The following is a 15,787-nucleotide window of genomic DNA, read 5'->3' as shown; positions in this document are numbered from 1 at the left end:
TTCAGGCGAGCACGTCGAGCAGCGCGGTGCCGGGCGTTGGCGGTCGGAGGGCGGAGGGGGTCTCGGTGGCGGCGACCCGCGCGGCGGAGGGCGCCCACTGCGGCCGCTCGTCCCGGGCGGCGCCGCCGCCCGAGCCGCCGCCGGGGCCCGCACCGACCCACGCGGCCTGCTGACCGCGCGGGTCCTGCTGGGGCGCGTCGCCGGTGCCGAGCGACAGCGTCGTGGCCGTGCCGGCGGTGCCGGCGCCGAGGTCGCGGCGGAGGTCGGTGAGCATCGTCGAGAGCGCGTCGCGCCCGTCGCGGGTCGCGGCGAACAGCTGCACCGAGAGGTCGCCGTGGGAGACCGTCGCGTGCACGGTGACCGGGCCGAGGTGGTCGGGCGACACCCGGACCACGAGGACGTGCTCGCCCTCGGGAGCGCTCCGCAGCGAGAGCAGCGGCCCCTGGAGCTGCTGCGCGACCGTCGGGTCGTCCGTGGCGACGAGCGCCGGAGCGGCGACGGGCTGCGGCGCCGCGATCGGAGCCGGCGCCACGGGCGCCGGGGCGGGAGCCGCCGCGGTGACCGTCGTCCCCGCGTCGACCCGCGCCGGCTGGTCGGCCACGACGGGCTGCGCGGGCGCCGGTGCGCTCGCCGCCGCACCGGGATCGGCCGGCGTCGGCGGGGTCGCGGGCGCCGCCGCCGTCGGCTCGGGCTCCGCCCGGTGGGTCCGGTCCGTGGACGCCGGGAGCGCGGACGCGGCGGCGGCGACCGGTGCGGTCGGTGCGGTCGGTGCGGTCTGCGCGCCCTTCGCGGAGGGCGTCTGCTGCGCCGCGGCGGCCGCGACGGCGGGCGGCACGATCGGGGCCGGTGCGAGCACGAGGGCGGCGGGGTCCGCTGGAGCCGACGCCGCGTCCGGACCGCTCGCGTCGGGCTCGGCGCCGTCCTGCTCGGCGCGGCCGGGCCGTCCTGCGGGCTTGCTCGAGCCGGGCGCGCCCGCCTCGACCGCGAGGCCCGCGTCGATCGTGGTCGCATCGGCCGGCTGCGGGGCGGGCCCCGGCTGCGGCGGGACGGCACCGGGCGCGGTCGACGAGCCCGGGGTCGTGGGCGTGGCCGGCTGCCCCGCCGTCGCTGCGCCGGACGACGAGGCCGGTGCAGCAGCGGCCTGCGCGGCAGCCCCGGTCGCGCGGCCGAGGAGCGCGGCGAGCGCGGCCGCGGCGCCGCCGAGCAGGGCGGTCGCGGCGGGCTCGGTCGCTGGCGTCTCAGGCGCGGCGGGCGCGGCTCCGATGGTTGAGGGCTGCTGGGCGGCGCCCACCGCGGCGTCGAGCGCGGACCCGAAGGCGCCCGCGGCGCCGGGGTCGGCCTTCGCGCCGCCGGAGGCCGGGGCGGGCCCGGCGGCTACGGGTGCGGTGGTCACGGTGGTCATGCGGCACTCGATCCGAGGAGGGCCGCGCGAGCGGCGGCGATCTGCTGGGCGGCCGCGGAGTTCGCCCCGGTGCCGCCTCCCGTCCCGGAGAGGCCGAAGGAGCCGAGCAGGCCGGACAGGGACGTGCTGCCCGAGCCGCCGGACGGGTCGTAGAGCCCGACGTCGGCGCCGTAGGTGCTGAGCATGGCGGCGGCCTTCAGCGACGCGGCCTGCGACAGGCCGCTGCTGCTCCCCGTCGCCGAGAGGCCCGTGAGCGCGTCGAGCGAGGGCGCGGCGGTCGATCCCGTGCTGCCGACGACGCCCGCCGACGCGTCGCCCGTGGCGGGCACGATGCGGCGGATCGTGACGACGTCGGCGTCGTCGAACCACGCCTTCTGCACCGACACGCTGCGGCCGGGGTACGGCGCGTGGATCACGGTGTCGTTCCCCATCCACACCGCGATGTGATCGCCGCCGTTCAGCACGATCAGGTCGCCGGGCTTCGCGTCCTTCAGGGAGTCGATGGGCTGCCCGAGCACCTTCTGCTCGTGCACGGTCCGCGGCATCGTCACGCCGACCTTCGCGAACGCGGCCTGGACCAGCCCCGAGCAGTCGATGCCGCTCTTCGACTCGCCGCCGAGCACGTAGGGCACGCCCTTGTAGTCGAGCGCGGCGTCGACGACCGCGTCGCCGGTGACGCCGTTCGGCGACACCAGGCCGCCCGTGCTGGACGCCGAGCTCGACGCGGAGACGGCGGGCGTCGCGGAGGCGTCCTGCAGCGCGGAGGCGAACGACGACGCGGAGGCGCCGGAGGTCGCAGCGGGAGCCTGCAGGAACCCGAGCTGCGCGAGCTGCGTCTGGATCGCCTGCATCTGGTTCACGACGTCGGCGTAGCTCATGGCTCCCCCTCGCGGTGGAGGCGCCCGCGCGCGCGGTTCGCGAGCTCGTCGAGGATCGTCTGCTCGCCGCGGAGCTCGGCCTCGCGCTCCGCCTCGTCGTGCTTCTCCTCGAGCTTCTCGACGGTGCGCACCTCGCGGCGGGCGGCGCGGTGGCTCTCCTCCGCCTCGGCGAGCAGCCGCCGCTGCGTGAGCGCGAGCGCCTCGAGGTCGGCGAGCATCGTCGAGGTCGACGCGCGGGCGGCGGAGAGCGCGTGGATGCCGCGCACGTCCCGCGCCTCGTGGGCGTGGTCGTCGAGCTGGTCGAGCAGCTGGTGCCGCTCGGCCGCGAGCTCGGACGCCCGCGAGCGCGCGCGCACGACCTCGTACGCGGCGCGCTCCTCCTTCAACCGCCGGATGCGCAGCAGCCCGGCCAGCCCGAACACCACCACTACCGCAGCCCCATCCTCGCGACGAGGTCCGCGAGCCGCGCCCAGGCGGCGTCGGCCGGCGTGACGTCGTCCATGTCCTGCTGCAGGAACGCGTCGATCTCGGCGGCCAGCGCGACGGCGGCGTCGACCTTCGAATTCGACCCGGCGGCGTAGGCGCCGACGTCGAGCAGGTCCTGCACGTTCCGCTTCGCCGCCAGCGCGCTGCGGAGCGCGGTCGCGACGGCGCGCTGCTCGCGGCTCGTGACGCGGGAGGCCGACCGGGAGACGGAGCCGAGCACGTCGATCGACGGGAAGTGGCCGGCGGTCGCGAGCTTGCGGTCGAGCACGACGTGCCCGTCGAGGATCGACCGGGCGGTGTCCGCGATGGGCTCGTTGTGGTCGTCGCCGTCGACGAGCACCGTGTAGACGCCGGTGACCGAGCCGACCGGGCCGGTGCCGGCGCGCTCGAGCAGACGGGCGAGGAGGCCGAAGACGCTCGGCGGGTAGCCCCGGGTGGCCGGGGGCTCGCCCGCGGCGAGGCCGATCTCCCGCTGCGCCATCGCGACGCGGGTGAGCGAGTCCATCATCAGCAGCGCGTGGGCGCCGGCGTCGCGGAACGACTCGGCGATGCGCGTCGCGGTGAAGGCGGCCCGGGCGCGGGTCAGGGCGGGCTGGTCGGCGGTCGAGACGACGACGACCGACCGGGCGAGGCCCTCCTCCCCCAGGTCGTCCTCGAGGAACTCCCGGACCTCGCGGCCGCGCTCGCCGATGAGGGCGATGACGTTGACCTGCGCGTCGGTGCCGCGCGCGATCATCGACAGCAGCGACGACTTGCCGACGCCGGAGCCGGCGAAGAGGCCGATGCGCTGGCCGCGGCCGACGGTCGTGAGCGTGTCGAGCACGCGGACGCCGAGCTCGACCGGGGTGTCGATGCGGGCGCGCTCGAGGGCGGACGGCGCCTCCGCGTCGACGGGGACGCGGGCGTCGAACTGCAGCGGCCCGCGGCCGTCGATCGGACGACCGGTCGCGTCGAGCACGCGGCCGAGCAGGCCGAGCCCGGTCGGCACGGTCATCCGGCGGCCGGTCGCGCGCACGGGCGCACCGACGCGGAGGGAGTCGATGCGGTCGACCGGCATGAGGGTCAGGCCCTCGCCGCCGACCGCGACGACCTCGGCGCGAGCGCGCTGCTCGCCGACCTGCACGATCTCGCCCATCGACGCGTCGATGCCGCGGACGGTGATGCCGAGCCCGACGACGGACACGACGGTGCCGAGCCGCTCCGGGCGGGCGGCCTCCCGCAGCGCCTCGAGGCGCTCGGCGGAGACGGCGGCGGTCACTCGTCGCCGCCCTGCAGCGCGCGGCGGACGCGGTCGACCGCGTTCGCGATGCTCGCGTCAACGACGCCGTCCGGCAGGTCGACCATCGCATCGCCGCGGGCGATCCGCGGGTCGGCCTGCAGCTTCAGCCCCGGCTCGTCGGCGGAGACCATCGCGACGAGCTCGAGGTCGTCGGGGTGCATGCGCACGGTGCGGACGGGCACGGGGCCGGCCGCCTCGAGCGCGCGGCGGAGCGCGGCGACGGCGGCGCCCTCGCGGTCCTCGCTGATCGCGCGGCCGAGGATCATGCCGGCGATGTCGATCGCGGCGGCGAGCACGGCCTCCTCGGTGCCCTCGAGCGACATCGCGGTGTGCGCGTTCAGTTCGCCGGCGGCACGGTGCACCGCCTCGAGGGCGGAACGGAGCCCGTCGATCTGCACGCCGAGAGCACGGTCGGCCTCGGCGCGGAGCGCGGCGCGGTCGGTGGCGAGGGTCTCGGTGGCGGCCTTGCGACCCGCCGCGTAGCCGGCGGCGTGGCCCTGCACGCGGGCGCGCTCGCGCACCTCCGGCGTCTCGTCCTTGACGAGCTCCGGGTAGGCGAGCGGCGTCATCCGCACCGCGACGGGGCGGGTGGCGTCGTCCTCGTAGAGGCTGCCGGGGGCCACGCGCGGAAGGGGCCGCTCGGGCTGCCGCGCGGTCCCCATCTCCGGGAAGGCGATGGGCGCGAACGAGGCGTTAGTCGACATACTCTTCCTCTTCTTCGGCGGCCTGCTCCGCGGGGAGCTCCGGCTCATCGGCGTCGCCCGAGGCGGGCGACGCCGTCGTCTTCAGCTCGAGCCCGGCGGTGCCGGCGAGCGCGCGCACCGCGCGCACCAGCTCGTTCCGGGCCTCCTCGACCTGGCTCTTCTTCACGCGGCCCAGCTCGGCGGCCTCCTCGGCGAGGGCCTCGCGGTTGCGCTCGGACATGTTCGAGGTGATCGCGGTCGCGAGCTCGGGCGGCGCGCCCTTGAGCGCGAGGGCGATCGTGCCGAGCTCGATGCCGCGCAGCACCTGCTGCACGTCGCGGTCCTGCAGGCGCGCGATGTCCTCGAAGGACAGCAGCTTCGCGCGCACCTCATCGGCGAGGTGCCCGTCGCGGTCGCGGAGGCCCTCGAGCAGGGCGCCCTCGTCGGCCGGGGCCGCGTGGTTCATGATGTCGACGAGCGGCTGCACCCGGAGCGGGGCGGGCCCCTCGGTCTCGTCGTCGTCCTCGACGAACACCGTCTCGGACGCGGCCTTCCTGGCCCGCGTCTTGAGGATCCCGGCGACGATGCCGCCCGCCTCGGGCGCCGGCGACCCCATGGTCGCGATCGCCTGGGCGATGTCGACGCGGCGGTCGGCCTCGTGCTGCATGAGGATCTTCGCCGCGAGGTCGGGCCCGAGCTGCACGAGCACGAACGCGATCGTCTCCGCCGTGTCCGGCTCGAGCAGCGTGACGATGCGGCCCGGCTCGAGCTCCTCGAAGAAGGCGAACGACGCGCTCGCCTCCGGGGAGGAGATGCGCTCGAGCAGGTCGGCGGCGCGCTCGCCCTCGAACGAGGCCTCGATCAGCTGCGTGGCGACCTCGCGCCCGGTGCGCTCCTGCGGCGTCTCCGTCCGCGAGGCGACCTCGCGGAACGCCTCGAGCGCGCGCTCGGCCTCGGCCCCGGAGACGCTGCGCATGCGCGCCATCTCCGCGGTGATCTCCTCCTGCTCCTCGAGGCTGAGAGTCTTCAGCACCGCCGAAGCGCGCTCGGTGCTCATGTTCATGAGCACGAGCGCGGCCTTCTGCGTCCCCGTGAGCTCCGGGGTCAGGGTGTCCGTCACACGCCCGCCCGATCACCCATGAGCGCGCGCAGGTACCCGGCGGTCTGCTCGGGGTCGGAGCCCGCGAGCGCGTCGACGTCGGCCTGCATCGCGGCGAACGCCGGATCGCCGGAGGCGGGCAGCGCGACCGTCGGCGCGGTACCGGAGCCGCCCGCGCCGAGCACGCCCGCACCGCCCAGGCCGCCGAGCTGCGCGGTCGGCGCGTAGCCGCCGAGGGCCGGGTCGCCGCCCATCGGCAGCACCGTCATCGTGCCCGGCTCCGGCAGGGTCGGCTCAGGCCGCTTGAACAGCTTGCGGAGCAGGCCGACCACGAGGACGAAGAGGACGAGGCCGCCGACGACCTTGATCGCGGTCGTGATGATGTCCGTCATCTGGGCGCCGCTCTGCGCCGCCTGCGACTGGGCGAGGGCCGACGCCGCGGACTTCGCCGCGGAGTTGGAGAACGGCAGGCTGGTGACGGACACGGTGTCGCCGCGGCCCGCGTTGTAGCCGGACGCGTTCTGGACCATCTGCTGGACCTGGAAGGCGGAGATGCCGGTGACCTTCGCGTTCAGCGCGACCGCGATGGTCTGCCGGTTGAGCGTGCCGGGGACGATCGTCTCGTTCGTCGTCGTCTTGTTGACCGCGTTGCTCTTCGAGACCTGGGTCTGCTCGTAGCTCGGCGAGCCGCCCGAGCCGCCCGCGCCCGAGGTCGAGCTGTTGCCGCCCGTGGAGGTGTCGGTCGTGTCGTTGCCGAGCACGCCGCTCGCGCCGTTCGCACCGGAAGCGCCCGCACCGCCGCCGTTCGCGTACTTCGTGCTGTTCGAGCTCTCGGCGAGCGCGGGGGCCTGGCTCGGCGACGTGTAGGCCTCGGTCTGCTTGGTGCCGCTGGAGCTGGAGACGTCGGCCGCGACGGTGACGACCGCGTTGCCCGGGCCGAGCACCTTGTCGAGCATCGCCTGCACGGCCGTCTTGGTGGTCGCCTCGTAGTCGGCGGCCGCGTCCGAGCCGCTGCCGGCGGTGCCGCCGCCGACGGCGGACAGGGTGTCGCCCTTCTGGTCGACGACGGAGACGTTGTCGGTGGTGAGGCTCGGGTAGGCCGCGGCGACCAGGTGCACGATCGCGTTCACCTGGTCGGTGCTGAGCGGGGTCGACGCGTTCACGAACACGGAGGCGGTGGGGTCCTCCTTCTGGTCGGAGAACACGGACTGCTGCGGGATCGCGAGCTGCACCGACGCGGAGGAGACCCCGTCGATCGCCTCGATCGTCTTCGCGAGCTCGCCCTCGATGGCGCGCTTGTAGGTGACGTTCTGCTGGAACTCGCTCGCCGTCACGCCCATGTCGTCGAGCAGCGAGTAGCCGCCGGCGCCGGAGGAGAGCAGGCTCGCGGTCGCGAGGCGCTCGGAGGCGACGTTCGCCTCCGGCACGAAGATCGTGGTGCCGTCGCTGGAGAGCTGGTAGTCGACCTTGTCCTTCGCGAGCTGGGCGGTCACGCCCGACGCCTCGGAGGCGGAGATGCCCGAGTAGAGCACCTGGTAGGTCGGCTTGCCGAGCCAGTTCACGAGGGCGACGCCGCCGAGCACGAGCACGGCGACGCCGATGATCGCGATGGTGCGCTGCGCGACGGTGAACTGCTTCACCGTCTCCAGCAGGCGGGAGCCCGCGCCGTTCAGCCGCTTCATCAGGCCTGCATCCGCATGATCTCGTTGAACGCGTCGACGCCCTTGTTCCGCACGGCGGAGACGAGCTCCATCGTGACCTGGGCGCGGGTCGCCGCAAGGGTGGCCTGGTGGATGTCGGTCAGGTCACCCGTGACCGCCTTGACCGCGAGCTGGTCGGCCGAGCTCTGCAGGTTCGACAGGTTCTGGACCGCGCCGCCGAGGACGGAGGAGAAGCTCGCGCCCGACGTGCCGTCGGTCGCGGGCAGCTGCGCCTGGGTCGCCCCGGTGATCCCGGTGAGGCTGTTGATCCCGGAGAGCGCGGAGATCGAGTTCGTCATCAGCTCCTGCCGATCTGCAGCGCGGCCTCGTAGGTCGTCTTCGCGCGGTCGACGACGGCGGCGTTGGCCTGGTAGCCGCGCTGGGCCATGATCAGCGTCGACATCTGCTCGCCGAGGTCGATGTCGGGCATGCGGACGTACCCGTCCTTGTCGGCGACCGCGTTGGTCGGGTCGTAGACGAGCCGGCCCTTCGGGTCGCCGTGCACGACGCCGGTGACGGCGACGCCGTCGTTGCCCGCCTGCTCCTGCACCGCGAGGTACTCGGCCTGGAACGCGTTCCCCGAGGCGGGCTTCGCGGTGTTGACGTTCGCGATGTTGTTCGAGATCGCGTTGAGCCACGCCTGGTGGGTGTTGAGCGCCGTGGCGGCGATGTTGATCGCGTCCATCAGGCGGTCTTCAGCGCGGCCTGGGTGGCGGAGAAGTCCATGTTCACCGCGCGGGTGGCGAACTGGTACCGCAGCACCGTCTCGATGTTGTTCAGCGTCTCGGAGTCGAGGCTGACGTTGTTGCCGTCCTGCCGCGTCGGCGCCTCCGACGTCGTCGTCGTGGCGAGCGCGGTGCCGTCCCCGGCCTGCACGGACTGCGCGAGGGCGTTCTCGAACGAGACGACCTTCGCGTGGTAGTTGGGTGTGTTGACGTTCGCGATGTTCTGCGCGATCGTCCGCTGGCGGAGCGCGAGGCCGTCGAGCGCGCTCGTGAGCGCGTTCAGGGTGACCGAATCGAACACGGAGGAGTCCGTCCTTGCAGCAAGGGGGCGGCCGATCCGTGGCCTGATCACACCGAGCGATCCGTGCTCGGTTCGAGAAAAGTAAGCGGAAACCTTCGACCAGAGGTGGAACCGGCGTACCCCCCGTTCGGGTGTGTCGCGCCCCCCGTTCTGGAACCGACCTCTCCCGCCGCCCCTCTCCGAGCGCAGCGAGCCCTGAAACCACCCGCCTCGCACCCGTTCCGCTGGTCGAGGTGCGAGCGAAGCGAGCCTCGAGACCACCACCCCGTACCCGACGGAGGAGGATCCCCGCATGCCCGATCAGGTCGTCCGCCGTCTGCTCCTCGAGCAGGACCTCGACTGGGGTCCGACCGGTCGCGTGGAGACGCGCCGTATCACGATGGCGCCGAATGCCGCCGCAGGGCGGCACCGGCACAACGGCCCCGTCTTCGGCACGATCGAGCGCGGATCCGTGCTGTTCCAGCTCGAGAGCGGCGCTCCCGTGGTGCTCGGCGCGGGCGATCCGTTCGTCGAGCCGGCCGACGTGGTCGTCGAGCACTTCGACGCGACGGACGAGGGCGCGACGTTCTTCGCCGTCTTCCTCCTCCACCCGGGCGAGCCGGGCGAGCTCACGCCGCTCTGATCCCGGAGAAGCGGGGCTCAGCCCACCCGGTCGACGTAGACGGGCGGCGCGGTCGCCGGCCGGTACTGCGGCCGCCGCACCGTGCGCATGGAGGCCGCGACGACCTGCTGCTCCTCGCGGAGCCGGCCGAGCAGCGCGCGCTGCCGGTTCAGGATCCCGTTCGCCCGGTGCTGCTCCGCCGACGTCATCGGTGCGGGCTGCACGGCGGGCGGCTCCCACCCGTCGAGCGCGGCCAGGTCGCCGCTCTCGGCGGCGTCGACGCGGTGCTCGAGGTCGTCGAGGATCGGCGCCCAGGGGTCCCAAGGCTCCGCGGGAGTGTGCTCCGGGAGCGGCTCAGCCAACCGCGTCCCTCCGCAGGGCCGCCTCGTGCATCGAGACCTTGAGCGCCGCCTCGTGCCACGCGAGCCGCAGCGGCTCGAGCAGGGTGATGCACTCGCGCGTCTTCGTGACGTCGCGCTGGATGTTGGCCTGCACCATGTCGTTCAGCACGAAGTTGTAGACAGCGAGCAGGCCGGGGCCGCCGTCCCAGACCTCGGGCTTCAGCGAGTTGATCAGCTCGGTCACGATCTCCTGCGCGTGCAGCAGCTGCGCGGACGCGAGCGGCCAGTCCTCGCCGAGCTGCGCCGTCTCGGCGCGCGCGAGGTCGAGCAGCAGACGGTCGTAGAGCATGACGAGCAGCCGCGCGGGCGAGGCGCTGAGCACCGAGTCGCGGTTGTAGAGGCTGCGCGCTGCGGCGAGGTTCGAGGGAGGCATGGTCAGTTCGCACCCTGGTAGTTGGTCGTCAGACCGCCGATCTGGCTGGTCAGGTAGCTCGCCTGCGAGCTGAGGCTGTTCAGCGCCGTCTCCAGCGCGTTGAACTGGGAGGTGTACTGCGCCTGGATCGCCGCGAGGCGCGTGTCCCAGTCGCTGATCTGCTTCGTGAGGCTCGACTCGGTCGACTGCTGCGACGTGATCTTCTGCGTCAGCGTGCCGGTGTAGGAGTCGCTGGCCCCGCTCGCCGCGGCGGAGACGCGGCCGGCGATCGTCTGGAACATCGACGTCGTGCCGGCCGGGTCGGCGGCCATCGCGGCGGAGAACTTCGCCTTGTCGAAGGAGATCGTGCCGTCCTTCGTCAGGTTGATCCCGATGGACGACGGCGACCTCCCGCCGACCGGGTCGGTGGCGGCGGAGAGCAGGGAGTCGTTGACCGCGCGCACGATGCTGTCGCCGGTGAAGATGCTGCCCGACGTCGCGGAGGTGGAACCGCTCGAGCTGGTGGTCGTCGTGACCGCGCTGGCGGCCGAGATGCCCGAGAAGAGGGTGATGAGGCTCGAGGTGAGGGCCTGCGCGGAGGTCGTCGCCGCGGTCGAGTCGGCCGCGACGCTCACCGTCGCGGTCGCGGTGGACGCCGCGGAGACGGTCACGTCGACGCCCGTGAGCAGGTCGTCGAAGGTGTTGCTGCTCGACAGCACCTGCTGCTCGGCACCGGCGACGCCCTTGTAGAGGGTGATCTGGGCGCTCTGCGCCGTCTGCGTCTGCGTGGTGGCCAGCGCGGGCGACGCGGTGCTGTCGCCCTGGTACACCGCGAACCCGTTGCCGTCGCCGGTCGCGCCGCGCAGCTGCAGGCGGTACTGCGTGGCGCCGTTGCTGCTGCCGACGGCGACCTTGGTCGCGGTGACGCCGGTGCCGGAACCGTTGATCGCGGCGACGACGTCGTCGAGGTTCGTCGACGCGGCGGTCACGGTCTTCGCGGTGCCGCCACCGACCTGCAGCGTGATCGACGGCTTCGCGCTGCCGTCGGCGGGCGCGGGCCAGGCGGCGATCGTGCCGGTGACGGAGACCTGCGCCTGCGCGAGGCGGTCCACGGTGAACGAGACCGAGCCGGCGGAGGCGGAGCTCGACGCCGTGGCGGTCACGCCGGCCGCGTCCGAGGTCGCGGTGAAGGAGCTGAGGGCTCCCGCGGCGGTCGCCGACTTCGCGCTCGCGGCGATGGCGGCGACGGAGCTGTTCAGCGACTGCAGCGCGGTGCGGTACGTCGTCGTGGTGCTGAGCTGGGTCTTCAGCGCGGTCTGCGGCGCGGCCTCCACCGACATCAGCTTCGTGATGATGCCGGACGTGTCGAGCCCGCTCGAGAGGCCCGAGAGCCCCAGCCCGGTCGTGGACGTGGTGGACAGCGCGGCGGTGGCCATCGGTCAGTCCTTCCTCGTCCGTCGCGGGTGGAACAGGCGGAGCCGCGGTGGTGCGGGGGCCTGGATCGGCCCCGCACCACCGCGGCTCGGGTGGATCAGCCCAGCAGCTTCAGCGCCAGCTGCGGCAGCGAGTTCGCCTGGGCGAGCATCGCGGTACCGGCCTGCGACAGCACGTTCGCGCGGGTGTAGTTGACCATCTCCTGCGCCATGTCGACGTCGGTGATGCGGCTCTTCGCGGCGGTCAGGTTGGTGACCGACGTGGAGATCGTCGAGACGACGTTGTTGAACCGGTTCTCGATGGCGCCGATGTTCGCGCGGGCGGTCGAGACCGCCGCGATCTGAGCGTCGATCGCGATGATCGAAGCCTGCGCGGACTCCGCGCTGTCGAAGGCCAGCTTGCCGACGTTCGATGCTGCGGCGCCGGTCAGGGTCGCCTGCGTTCCGGTGGGCGTCGCAGCGCTGGTCTGCGTCACCGCACCGCCGTCCTTTGCGGTCACCGCGACGCTGTAGGTCGTGACTCCCGCTGCCGTCGTGCTGTAGACGCTCGCCGAGAAGTTGGCGCTGAACGCACTGTTCCCGTTCAGCGCGCTCACCGCATCCTGCGTCTTCTGCAGGTCGGTGTACCCGGTCGTCGTCGAGCTCGCGGGGACCGTGATCTTCGCCGACGTGTTGACGGCACCCGTGGTGTTGTTGGTCGAGGTGAAGACCAGCGTCTTCCCCGCGACATCCGTGGTGGCGAGGCTCGTGCCGGAGCCGCCGACGTTCAGCTTCGACGCGATGCTGACCAGGTTGGAGCTGCTCAGGTCAACGGCGATCTGGCTCTGCGAGTTGCCGTCCGCACCCACCTGGAACTTGAAGGTCGGCGTGGTGCCGTCGAGCAGGTTCTGACCGTTGAAGTTGACGGAGCTGCCGATACGGGCGAGCTCAGCGGTGAGGCTCGTGGCCTCGGACTGGATCGCCGTACGGGCGGCCGGGCTGTTCGAGTCGTTGCCCGCCTGGACCGCGAGGTCGCGCATGCGGTTCAGGATCGACTGCGCCTGCGTCAGCGCGCCGTCGGCCGTCTGGACGAGCGAGGTGCCGTCCTGGGCGTTCCGCGAGGCCTGCTGCAGACCGGAGACCTGCGACGCGAGCTGCGTGGAGATCGTGAGACCGGCAGCGTCGTCACCCGCCTGGTTGATCCGCAGACCGCTCGAGAGCTTCTCGAGCGACTTGCTCAAGGAGTTCTGCACGCCGGTCAGGTTGCGATACGTGTTGAGCGCATCGTTGTTGGTGTTGATTGCGAATCCCATTTGAGTTCCTCCGTGAGTCGGGATCTGGTCTGCGGTCCATCCGTGGTCCGACGCGAATGACCATCGGCCTGCAGTTCGTGGCCGTTAGCCGTTCGCCCCGAAGTAGGGGCAGAACAGGTGCAAGTGCGTTATGCGGTTCGTTCGGTGATGAATGCGGGCGCGGCCGGCTGGGCCATCCGCGCGGTCGAAGTCTCAGCGAGGCGCGCCAGGTAGGCCGCGCGGCGCGCCGGAGCGGCGGACGGCTGCTGCTCGAGCCGCGGGACCGGCCCGGTGGCGTACTGGGTCTCGAGCCCGTGCCGCATGAGCCGGATGCCCTCCGAGCGCTGCTGCGACACCGCCGAGTGGGTCAGGCCGAGCTCCGCGGCGAGGTCGCCCACCGACCGGTCGTGGAAGTAGATCTGCTCGACGATGTACCGCATCTTCGGCGGCAGGCTCGTCACCGCCGCCTGCACGTAGCGGGTGCGCTCCGTCTCGAGGACGACGTCCTCGGGCGTCGCCGCCTGCGTCGCGATCGTGTCCGCCATCGACTCGTCGAGGGAGGCGACGGAGTGGCTCGCGCCGGACAGCGCCTCGAGCGCGGCCTTCCGGTCGACGCCGAGGGACTCCGCGATCTCGTCGACGCTCGGCGCCCTGCCGAGCGCGTTCGTCAGCGACTCCTGCACGGTGAGGGAGTCCTTGATGCGACGGCGGGCCGTCCGCGACGCCCAGTCTGCCGACCGCATCTCGTCGGCGATCGCGCCGAGCACGCGGCGGCGGGCGAAGGCGCCGAACGGCACGCCCTGCGCGGGGTCGAAGCTCTCGGCGGCCAGCACCAGGCCGAGCGCGCCGGCGGAGGCCAGCTCGTCGCGCGACAGGTGCGTCGCCTTCCGCGCCACCTCGTTCACGAGGTAGCCGACGATCGCGAGATTCTCGCGGACGAGCGCGTCGCGCTCGGCTCGTGTCGCCATGGGATTCCTTGTCGTACCGGGCCGTCCGTGGCACCTCGTCCTCTGCCTGTGGACGCTATGGGCGGCGGCGTGTCCGCGCCCCCACCGCCGCGCCCCCAGTAGGGGGACCTCCGCGATCCGTGCAGCCCCTCCCCCGTTCGGGGGCGCGTGGTGCTCCCGGTGCCGGCCCCGGGCGCCGCCTACGCTCCGGCGGGAACGCGTCCCTTACATCCGTGCGGCAGTTGCCGATGGTGAAGGGGGACAGAGCCCCACGGACACGGCGGAGGAACCGATGAGCGTGAACGACCTCTCGACCCTGCTGTGGCGCGAGCGCGAGCTGCTCGACCTGCTCGTGTTCAAGCTGGAGGAGGAGCAGCTGCTGCTCACCGCCGGCCGGTCGAAGTGGCTGCACCACGCGACCCGCGAGGTCGAGCAGGTGCTCGGCCACCTGCGCACGGCCGGCATCGAGCGCACGGTCGAGGCCTCCTCGGTCGCGGTCGCCTGGGGCCTGCCCGAGGACGCGACGCTCCGCCAGCTCGCGGAGGGCGCCCCCGACGAGGTGTGGCGCGACCTGCTGCTCTCCCACCTCGGTGCGCTGACCGCGCTCACGACGCAGATCTCGAGCCTGCGCGACAGCAACCTCACCTACCTCCGCGCGGCCACCCGGGCGACGCAGGAGACGCTCGCGAACCTCGGTACGACGCCGGGCGCCGACCCCTTCGGGTACGGCTCCCGCGGCACGGCCCGCGTGCCGGTGGCCGCCGGCGCGAGCCTCTTCGACCGGCAGGGCTGACATGGCCAGCAGCTTCAGCGGGCTCAACACCGCGTACACCGGGCTCAGCGCCGCTCGCGCCGCGCTCGAGATCACCGGTCAGAACGTCGCGAACGCCAACACCGAGGGCTACACCCGGCAGCGGATCTCCCAGTCGCCGATGGCGCAGACCACGCTCGCCACCTACTCGACGCCCAGCAGCGTCGGCGACGGCGTGCTCGTCACGGGCGTGCAACGCATCAACGACGCGGTCGTCGACGCGCGCGTCAACAGCACCGCCGCCAGCGCCGCCTACTGGAACGCCGCCGCGAGCGCCGCGTCCGCCGTCGAGACGGCCCTCAACGAGCCCGGCAAGAACGGCCTGTCGCAGGTGATGAGCGACTTCTGGGCCGACTGGCAGCAGATGGCGAACAACCCGGGGAACGCCGCCATCGGGAACGCGCTGATCGGGCAGGGCAAGCTCGTCGCGTCGACGCTCTCCGCGGGGTACTCCGCGGCGGACGCGGCCTGGTCGGACGCCCGCAGCGCGGCGGTCTCCACGGTCGCCACCATCAACGCGACGGCCGCGAAGATCGCCGATCTGAACACGTCGATCCGGTCCCTCACCGCGGCGGGCGGGAACGTCAACAGCCTGCTCGACCAGCGCGACGCCGCGATTACGACGCTGGCGAAGCTGACCGGCGCGAGCTCGCGGGGCAACCCCGACGGGACGATCGACGTCATCGTCGGCGGCAACGCCCTGGTGTCGGGCAGCACGACCAGGGCCGTCGAGCTCGCGGGCAGCCCGAACATGGCCGGCGCCGCGGGTTCGCCGGTCCGGCTGGGCTGGAAGGACATGCCCGGCTCGACCGTCTCCATGGACGGCGGCGAGATGGCCGCCCGTCTCGCCTCGCTGCAGGCCGCGAACGGCGGCAACGGCGGCGTGTACGCCGAGGCCGCGCAGGCCTACAACGACGCGGCATCGAGCATCGCGGCGAAGGTGAACGCCCTGCACGAGCAGGGCACGACCTCGACCGGCCTCACCTCGACCCCCGGCGCCCCGCTCGACTTCTTCCGCTTCGACTCCCCGACCGGGCCCCCCGCGACGAACCTGCAGGTGGTCCCGACCTCCGTCGCCGGCATCGCCGCGGCGGACGGCACGAAGGGTCGGCTCGACAACTCGATCGCCGACCAGATCGCGCAGATCGGCACCGCGGCCGACTCCCCCGACCGCGCCTGGGGCACCTACGTGGCCCTGATCGGCTCGCAGTCCGCGACCGCGGACGGGCGCGCCATGACGGCGGGCACCGCCGCGACGGCGGCGACCACCGCGCAGACCTCCGTCGGCGGCGTGGACCTCGACGAGGAGACCGCGAACCTGGTGATCTACCAGCACGCGTACCAGGCGTCGGCGCGCGTCATCAGCACGATCAACGACGTGCTCGACACCCTGATCAACATGGGGACGCGATGAGCAT

18 protein-coding genes are annotated in these 15,787 nt (G+C 73.1%); 3 read left to right on the top strand and 15 right to left on the bottom strand.

What is annotated here, in order from left to right; all coding sequences use genetic code 11:
- Position 1: 1 nt before the first annotated feature.
- From D1781_RS02275 to D1781_RS02230, 10 genes are read right to left on the bottom strand one after another with little or no spacing between them, the layout of a single operon-like run.
- Positions 2 to 1,402, bottom strand: coding sequence for a flagellar hook-length control protein FliK (locus tag D1781_RS02275; RefSeq protein ID WP_119480651.1), 1,401 nt, complete (start codon positions 1,400 to 1,402; stop codon positions 2 to 4).
- On the bottom strand, positions 1,399 to 2,280 hold the full coding sequence (locus D1781_RS02270; protein ID WP_119480650.1) for a C40 family peptidase: 882 nt from the start codon (positions 2,278 to 2,280) through the stop codon (positions 1,399 to 1,401). The genes D1781_RS02275 and D1781_RS02270 overlap by 4 nt, the downstream gene beginning before the upstream one ends.
- A complete protein-coding gene (locus D1781_RS02265; protein WP_158589968.1) occupies positions 2,277 to 2,708 on the bottom strand; it encodes a flagellar FliJ family protein in 432 nt (143 codons plus the stop codon). Before D1781_RS02265 ends, D1781_RS02270 begins: the two co-directional genes overlap by 4 nt.
- The gene (locus tag D1781_RS02260; protein WP_119480649.1) at positions 2,708 to 4,024 is read right to left on the bottom strand and encodes a FliI/YscN family ATPase; all 1,317 of its coding nucleotides are present in this window, start codon (positions 4,022 to 4,024) and stop codon (positions 2,708 to 2,710) included. The genes D1781_RS02265 and D1781_RS02260 overlap by 1 nt, the downstream gene beginning before the upstream one ends.
- Entirely contained in the window at positions 4,021 to 4,749 is a 729-nt protein-coding gene (locus tag D1781_RS02255) for a FliH/SctL family protein (protein ID WP_158589967.1), read from the bottom strand. Before D1781_RS02255 ends, D1781_RS02260 begins: the two co-directional genes overlap by 4 nt.
- Positions 4,739 to 5,848: a flagellar motor switch protein FliG gene (locus tag D1781_RS02250; RefSeq protein ID WP_119480647.1), complete on the bottom strand. Its 1,110-nt coding sequence runs from the start codon at positions 5,846 to 5,848 to the stop codon at positions 4,739 to 4,741. The genes D1781_RS02255 and D1781_RS02250 overlap by 11 nt, the downstream gene beginning before the upstream one ends.
- Entirely contained in the window at positions 5,845 to 7,509 is a 1,665-nt protein-coding gene (fliF, locus tag D1781_RS02245) for a flagellar basal-body MS-ring/collar protein FliF (RefSeq protein ID WP_119480646.1), read from the bottom strand. The genes D1781_RS02250 and fliF overlap by 4 nt, the downstream gene beginning before the upstream one ends.
- A complete protein-coding gene (fliE, locus tag D1781_RS02240; RefSeq protein WP_199706344.1) occupies positions 7,509 to 7,826 on the bottom strand; it encodes a flagellar hook-basal body complex protein FliE in 318 nt (105 codons plus the stop codon). Before fliE ends, fliF begins: the two co-directional genes overlap by 1 nt.
- Positions 7,826 to 8,212: a flagellar basal body rod protein FlgC gene (locus D1781_RS02235; protein ID WP_119480645.1), complete on the bottom strand. Its 387-nt coding sequence runs from the start codon at positions 8,210 to 8,212 to the stop codon at positions 7,826 to 7,828. The genes fliE and D1781_RS02235 overlap by 1 nt, the downstream gene beginning before the upstream one ends.
- The gene (locus tag D1781_RS02230; RefSeq protein ID WP_119480644.1) at positions 8,212 to 8,553 is read right to left on the bottom strand and encodes a flagellar basal body rod protein FlgB; all 342 of its coding nucleotides are present in this window, start codon (positions 8,551 to 8,553) and stop codon (positions 8,212 to 8,214) included. Before D1781_RS02230 ends, D1781_RS02235 begins: the two co-directional genes overlap by 1 nt.
- A 292-nt stretch (positions 8,554 to 8,845) precedes the next feature.
- Between D1781_RS02230 and D1781_RS02225 the strand changes: the two genes are divergently transcribed.
- Entirely contained in the window at positions 8,846 to 9,175 is a 330-nt protein-coding gene (locus tag D1781_RS02225; protein WP_119480643.1) for a cupin domain-containing protein, read from the top strand.
- A 17-nt stretch (positions 9,176 to 9,192) separates the two neighbouring features.
- Here the strand turns inward: D1781_RS02225 and D1781_RS02220 are convergent, their stop codons facing one another.
- From D1781_RS02220 to D1781_RS02200, 5 genes are all read right to left on the bottom strand, one after another.
- The gene (locus D1781_RS02220) at positions 9,193 to 9,516 is read right to left on the bottom strand and encodes a hypothetical protein (protein WP_119480642.1); all 324 of its coding nucleotides are present in this window, start codon (positions 9,514 to 9,516) and stop codon (positions 9,193 to 9,195) included.
- Positions 9,509 to 9,928: a flagellar export chaperone FliS gene (gene fliS, locus D1781_RS02215; protein WP_119480641.1), complete on the bottom strand. Its 420-nt coding sequence runs from the start codon at positions 9,926 to 9,928 to the stop codon at positions 9,509 to 9,511. Before fliS ends, D1781_RS02220 begins: the two co-directional genes overlap by 8 nt.
- A gap of 2 nt (positions 9,929 to 9,930) precedes the next feature.
- Positions 9,931 to 11,343, bottom strand: coding sequence for a flagellar filament capping protein FliD (gene fliD / locus D1781_RS02210; protein ID WP_119480640.1), 1,413 nt, complete (start codon positions 11,341 to 11,343; stop codon positions 9,931 to 9,933).
- A 95-nt stretch (positions 11,344 to 11,438) separates the two neighbouring features.
- Positions 11,439 to 12,632, bottom strand: a complete 1,194-nt coding sequence (locus D1781_RS02205; protein WP_119480639.1) for a flagellin N-terminal helical domain-containing protein — start codon at positions 12,630 to 12,632, stop codon at positions 11,439 to 11,441.
- A gap of 128 nt (positions 12,633 to 12,760) precedes the next feature.
- A complete protein-coding gene (locus tag D1781_RS02200) occupies positions 12,761 to 13,579 on the bottom strand; it encodes a sigma-70 family RNA polymerase sigma factor (protein ID WP_119480638.1) in 819 nt (272 codons plus the stop codon).
- A gap of 271 nt (positions 13,580 to 13,850) precedes the next feature.
- Between D1781_RS02200 and D1781_RS02195 the strand changes: the two genes are divergently transcribed.
- The gene (locus D1781_RS02195; RefSeq protein ID WP_119480637.1) at positions 13,851 to 14,351 is read left to right on the top strand and encodes a flagellar protein FlgN; all 501 of its coding nucleotides are present in this window, start codon (positions 13,851 to 13,853) and stop codon (positions 14,349 to 14,351) included.
- A gap of 1 nt (position 14,352) precedes the next feature.
- A complete protein-coding gene (gene flgK, locus D1781_RS02190) occupies positions 14,353 to 15,783 on the top strand; it encodes a flagellar hook-associated protein FlgK (RefSeq protein WP_119480636.1) in 1,431 nt (476 codons plus the stop codon).
- The last annotated feature ends 4 nt before the right edge of the window (positions 15,784 to 15,787 follow it).

Source organism: Amnibacterium setariae (assembly GCF_003581425.1).
GTDB classification, from domain to species: domain Bacteria; phylum Actinomycetota; class Actinomycetes; order Actinomycetales; family Microbacteriaceae; genus Amnibacterium; species Amnibacterium setariae.
Note: the sequence above shows the minus strand (reverse complement) of the source record. Positions and strands in the feature narration are given on the sequence as shown.

Bases quoted from the DNA above. Each gene is read 5' to 3' on its own strand.
- D1781_RS02275 (WP_119480651.1), bottom strand. From the start codon at position 1,402: ATGACCACCGTGACCACCGCACCCGTAGCCGCCGGGCCCGCCCCGGCC.
- D1781_RS02270 (WP_119480650.1), bottom strand. From the start codon at position 2,280: ATGAGCTACGCCGACGTCGTGAACCAGATGCAGGCGATCCAGACGCAG.
- D1781_RS02255 (WP_158589967.1), bottom strand. From the start codon at position 4,749: ATGTCGACTAACGCCTCGTTCGCGCCCATCGCCTTCCCGGAGATGGGG.
- fliF (WP_119480646.1), bottom strand. From the start codon at position 7,509: ATGAAGCGGCTGAACGGCGCGGGCTCCCGCCTGCTGGAGACGGTGAAG.
- fliE (WP_199706344.1), bottom strand. From the start codon at position 7,826: ATGACGAACTCGATCTCCGCGCTCTCCGGGATCAACAGCCTCACCGGG.
- D1781_RS02235 (WP_119480645.1), bottom strand. From the start codon at position 8,212: ATGGACGCGATCAACATCGCCGCCACGGCGCTCAACACCCACCAGGCG.
- D1781_RS02225 (WP_119480643.1), top strand. From the start codon at position 8,846: ATGCCCGATCAGGTCGTCCGCCGTCTGCTCCTCGAGCAGGACCTCGAC.
- fliS (WP_119480641.1), bottom strand. From the start codon at position 9,928: ATGCCTCCCTCGAACCTCGCCGCAGCGCGCAGCCTCTACAACCGCGAC.
- fliD (WP_119480640.1), bottom strand. From the start codon at position 11,343: ATGGCCACCGCCGCGCTGTCCACCACGTCCACGACCGGGCTGGGGCTC.
- D1781_RS02205 (WP_119480639.1), bottom strand. From the start codon at position 12,632: ATGGGATTCGCAATCAACACCAACAACGATGCGCTCAACACGTATCGC.
- D1781_RS02200 (WP_119480638.1), bottom strand. From the start codon at position 13,579: ATGGCGACACGAGCCGAGCGCGACGCGCTCGTCCGCGAGAATCTCGCG.
- D1781_RS02195 (WP_119480637.1), top strand. From the start codon at position 13,851: ATGAGCGTGAACGACCTCTCGACCCTGCTGTGGCGCGAGCGCGAGCTG.
- flgK (WP_119480636.1), top strand. From the start codon at position 14,353: ATGGCCAGCAGCTTCAGCGGGCTCAACACCGCGTACACCGGGCTCAGC.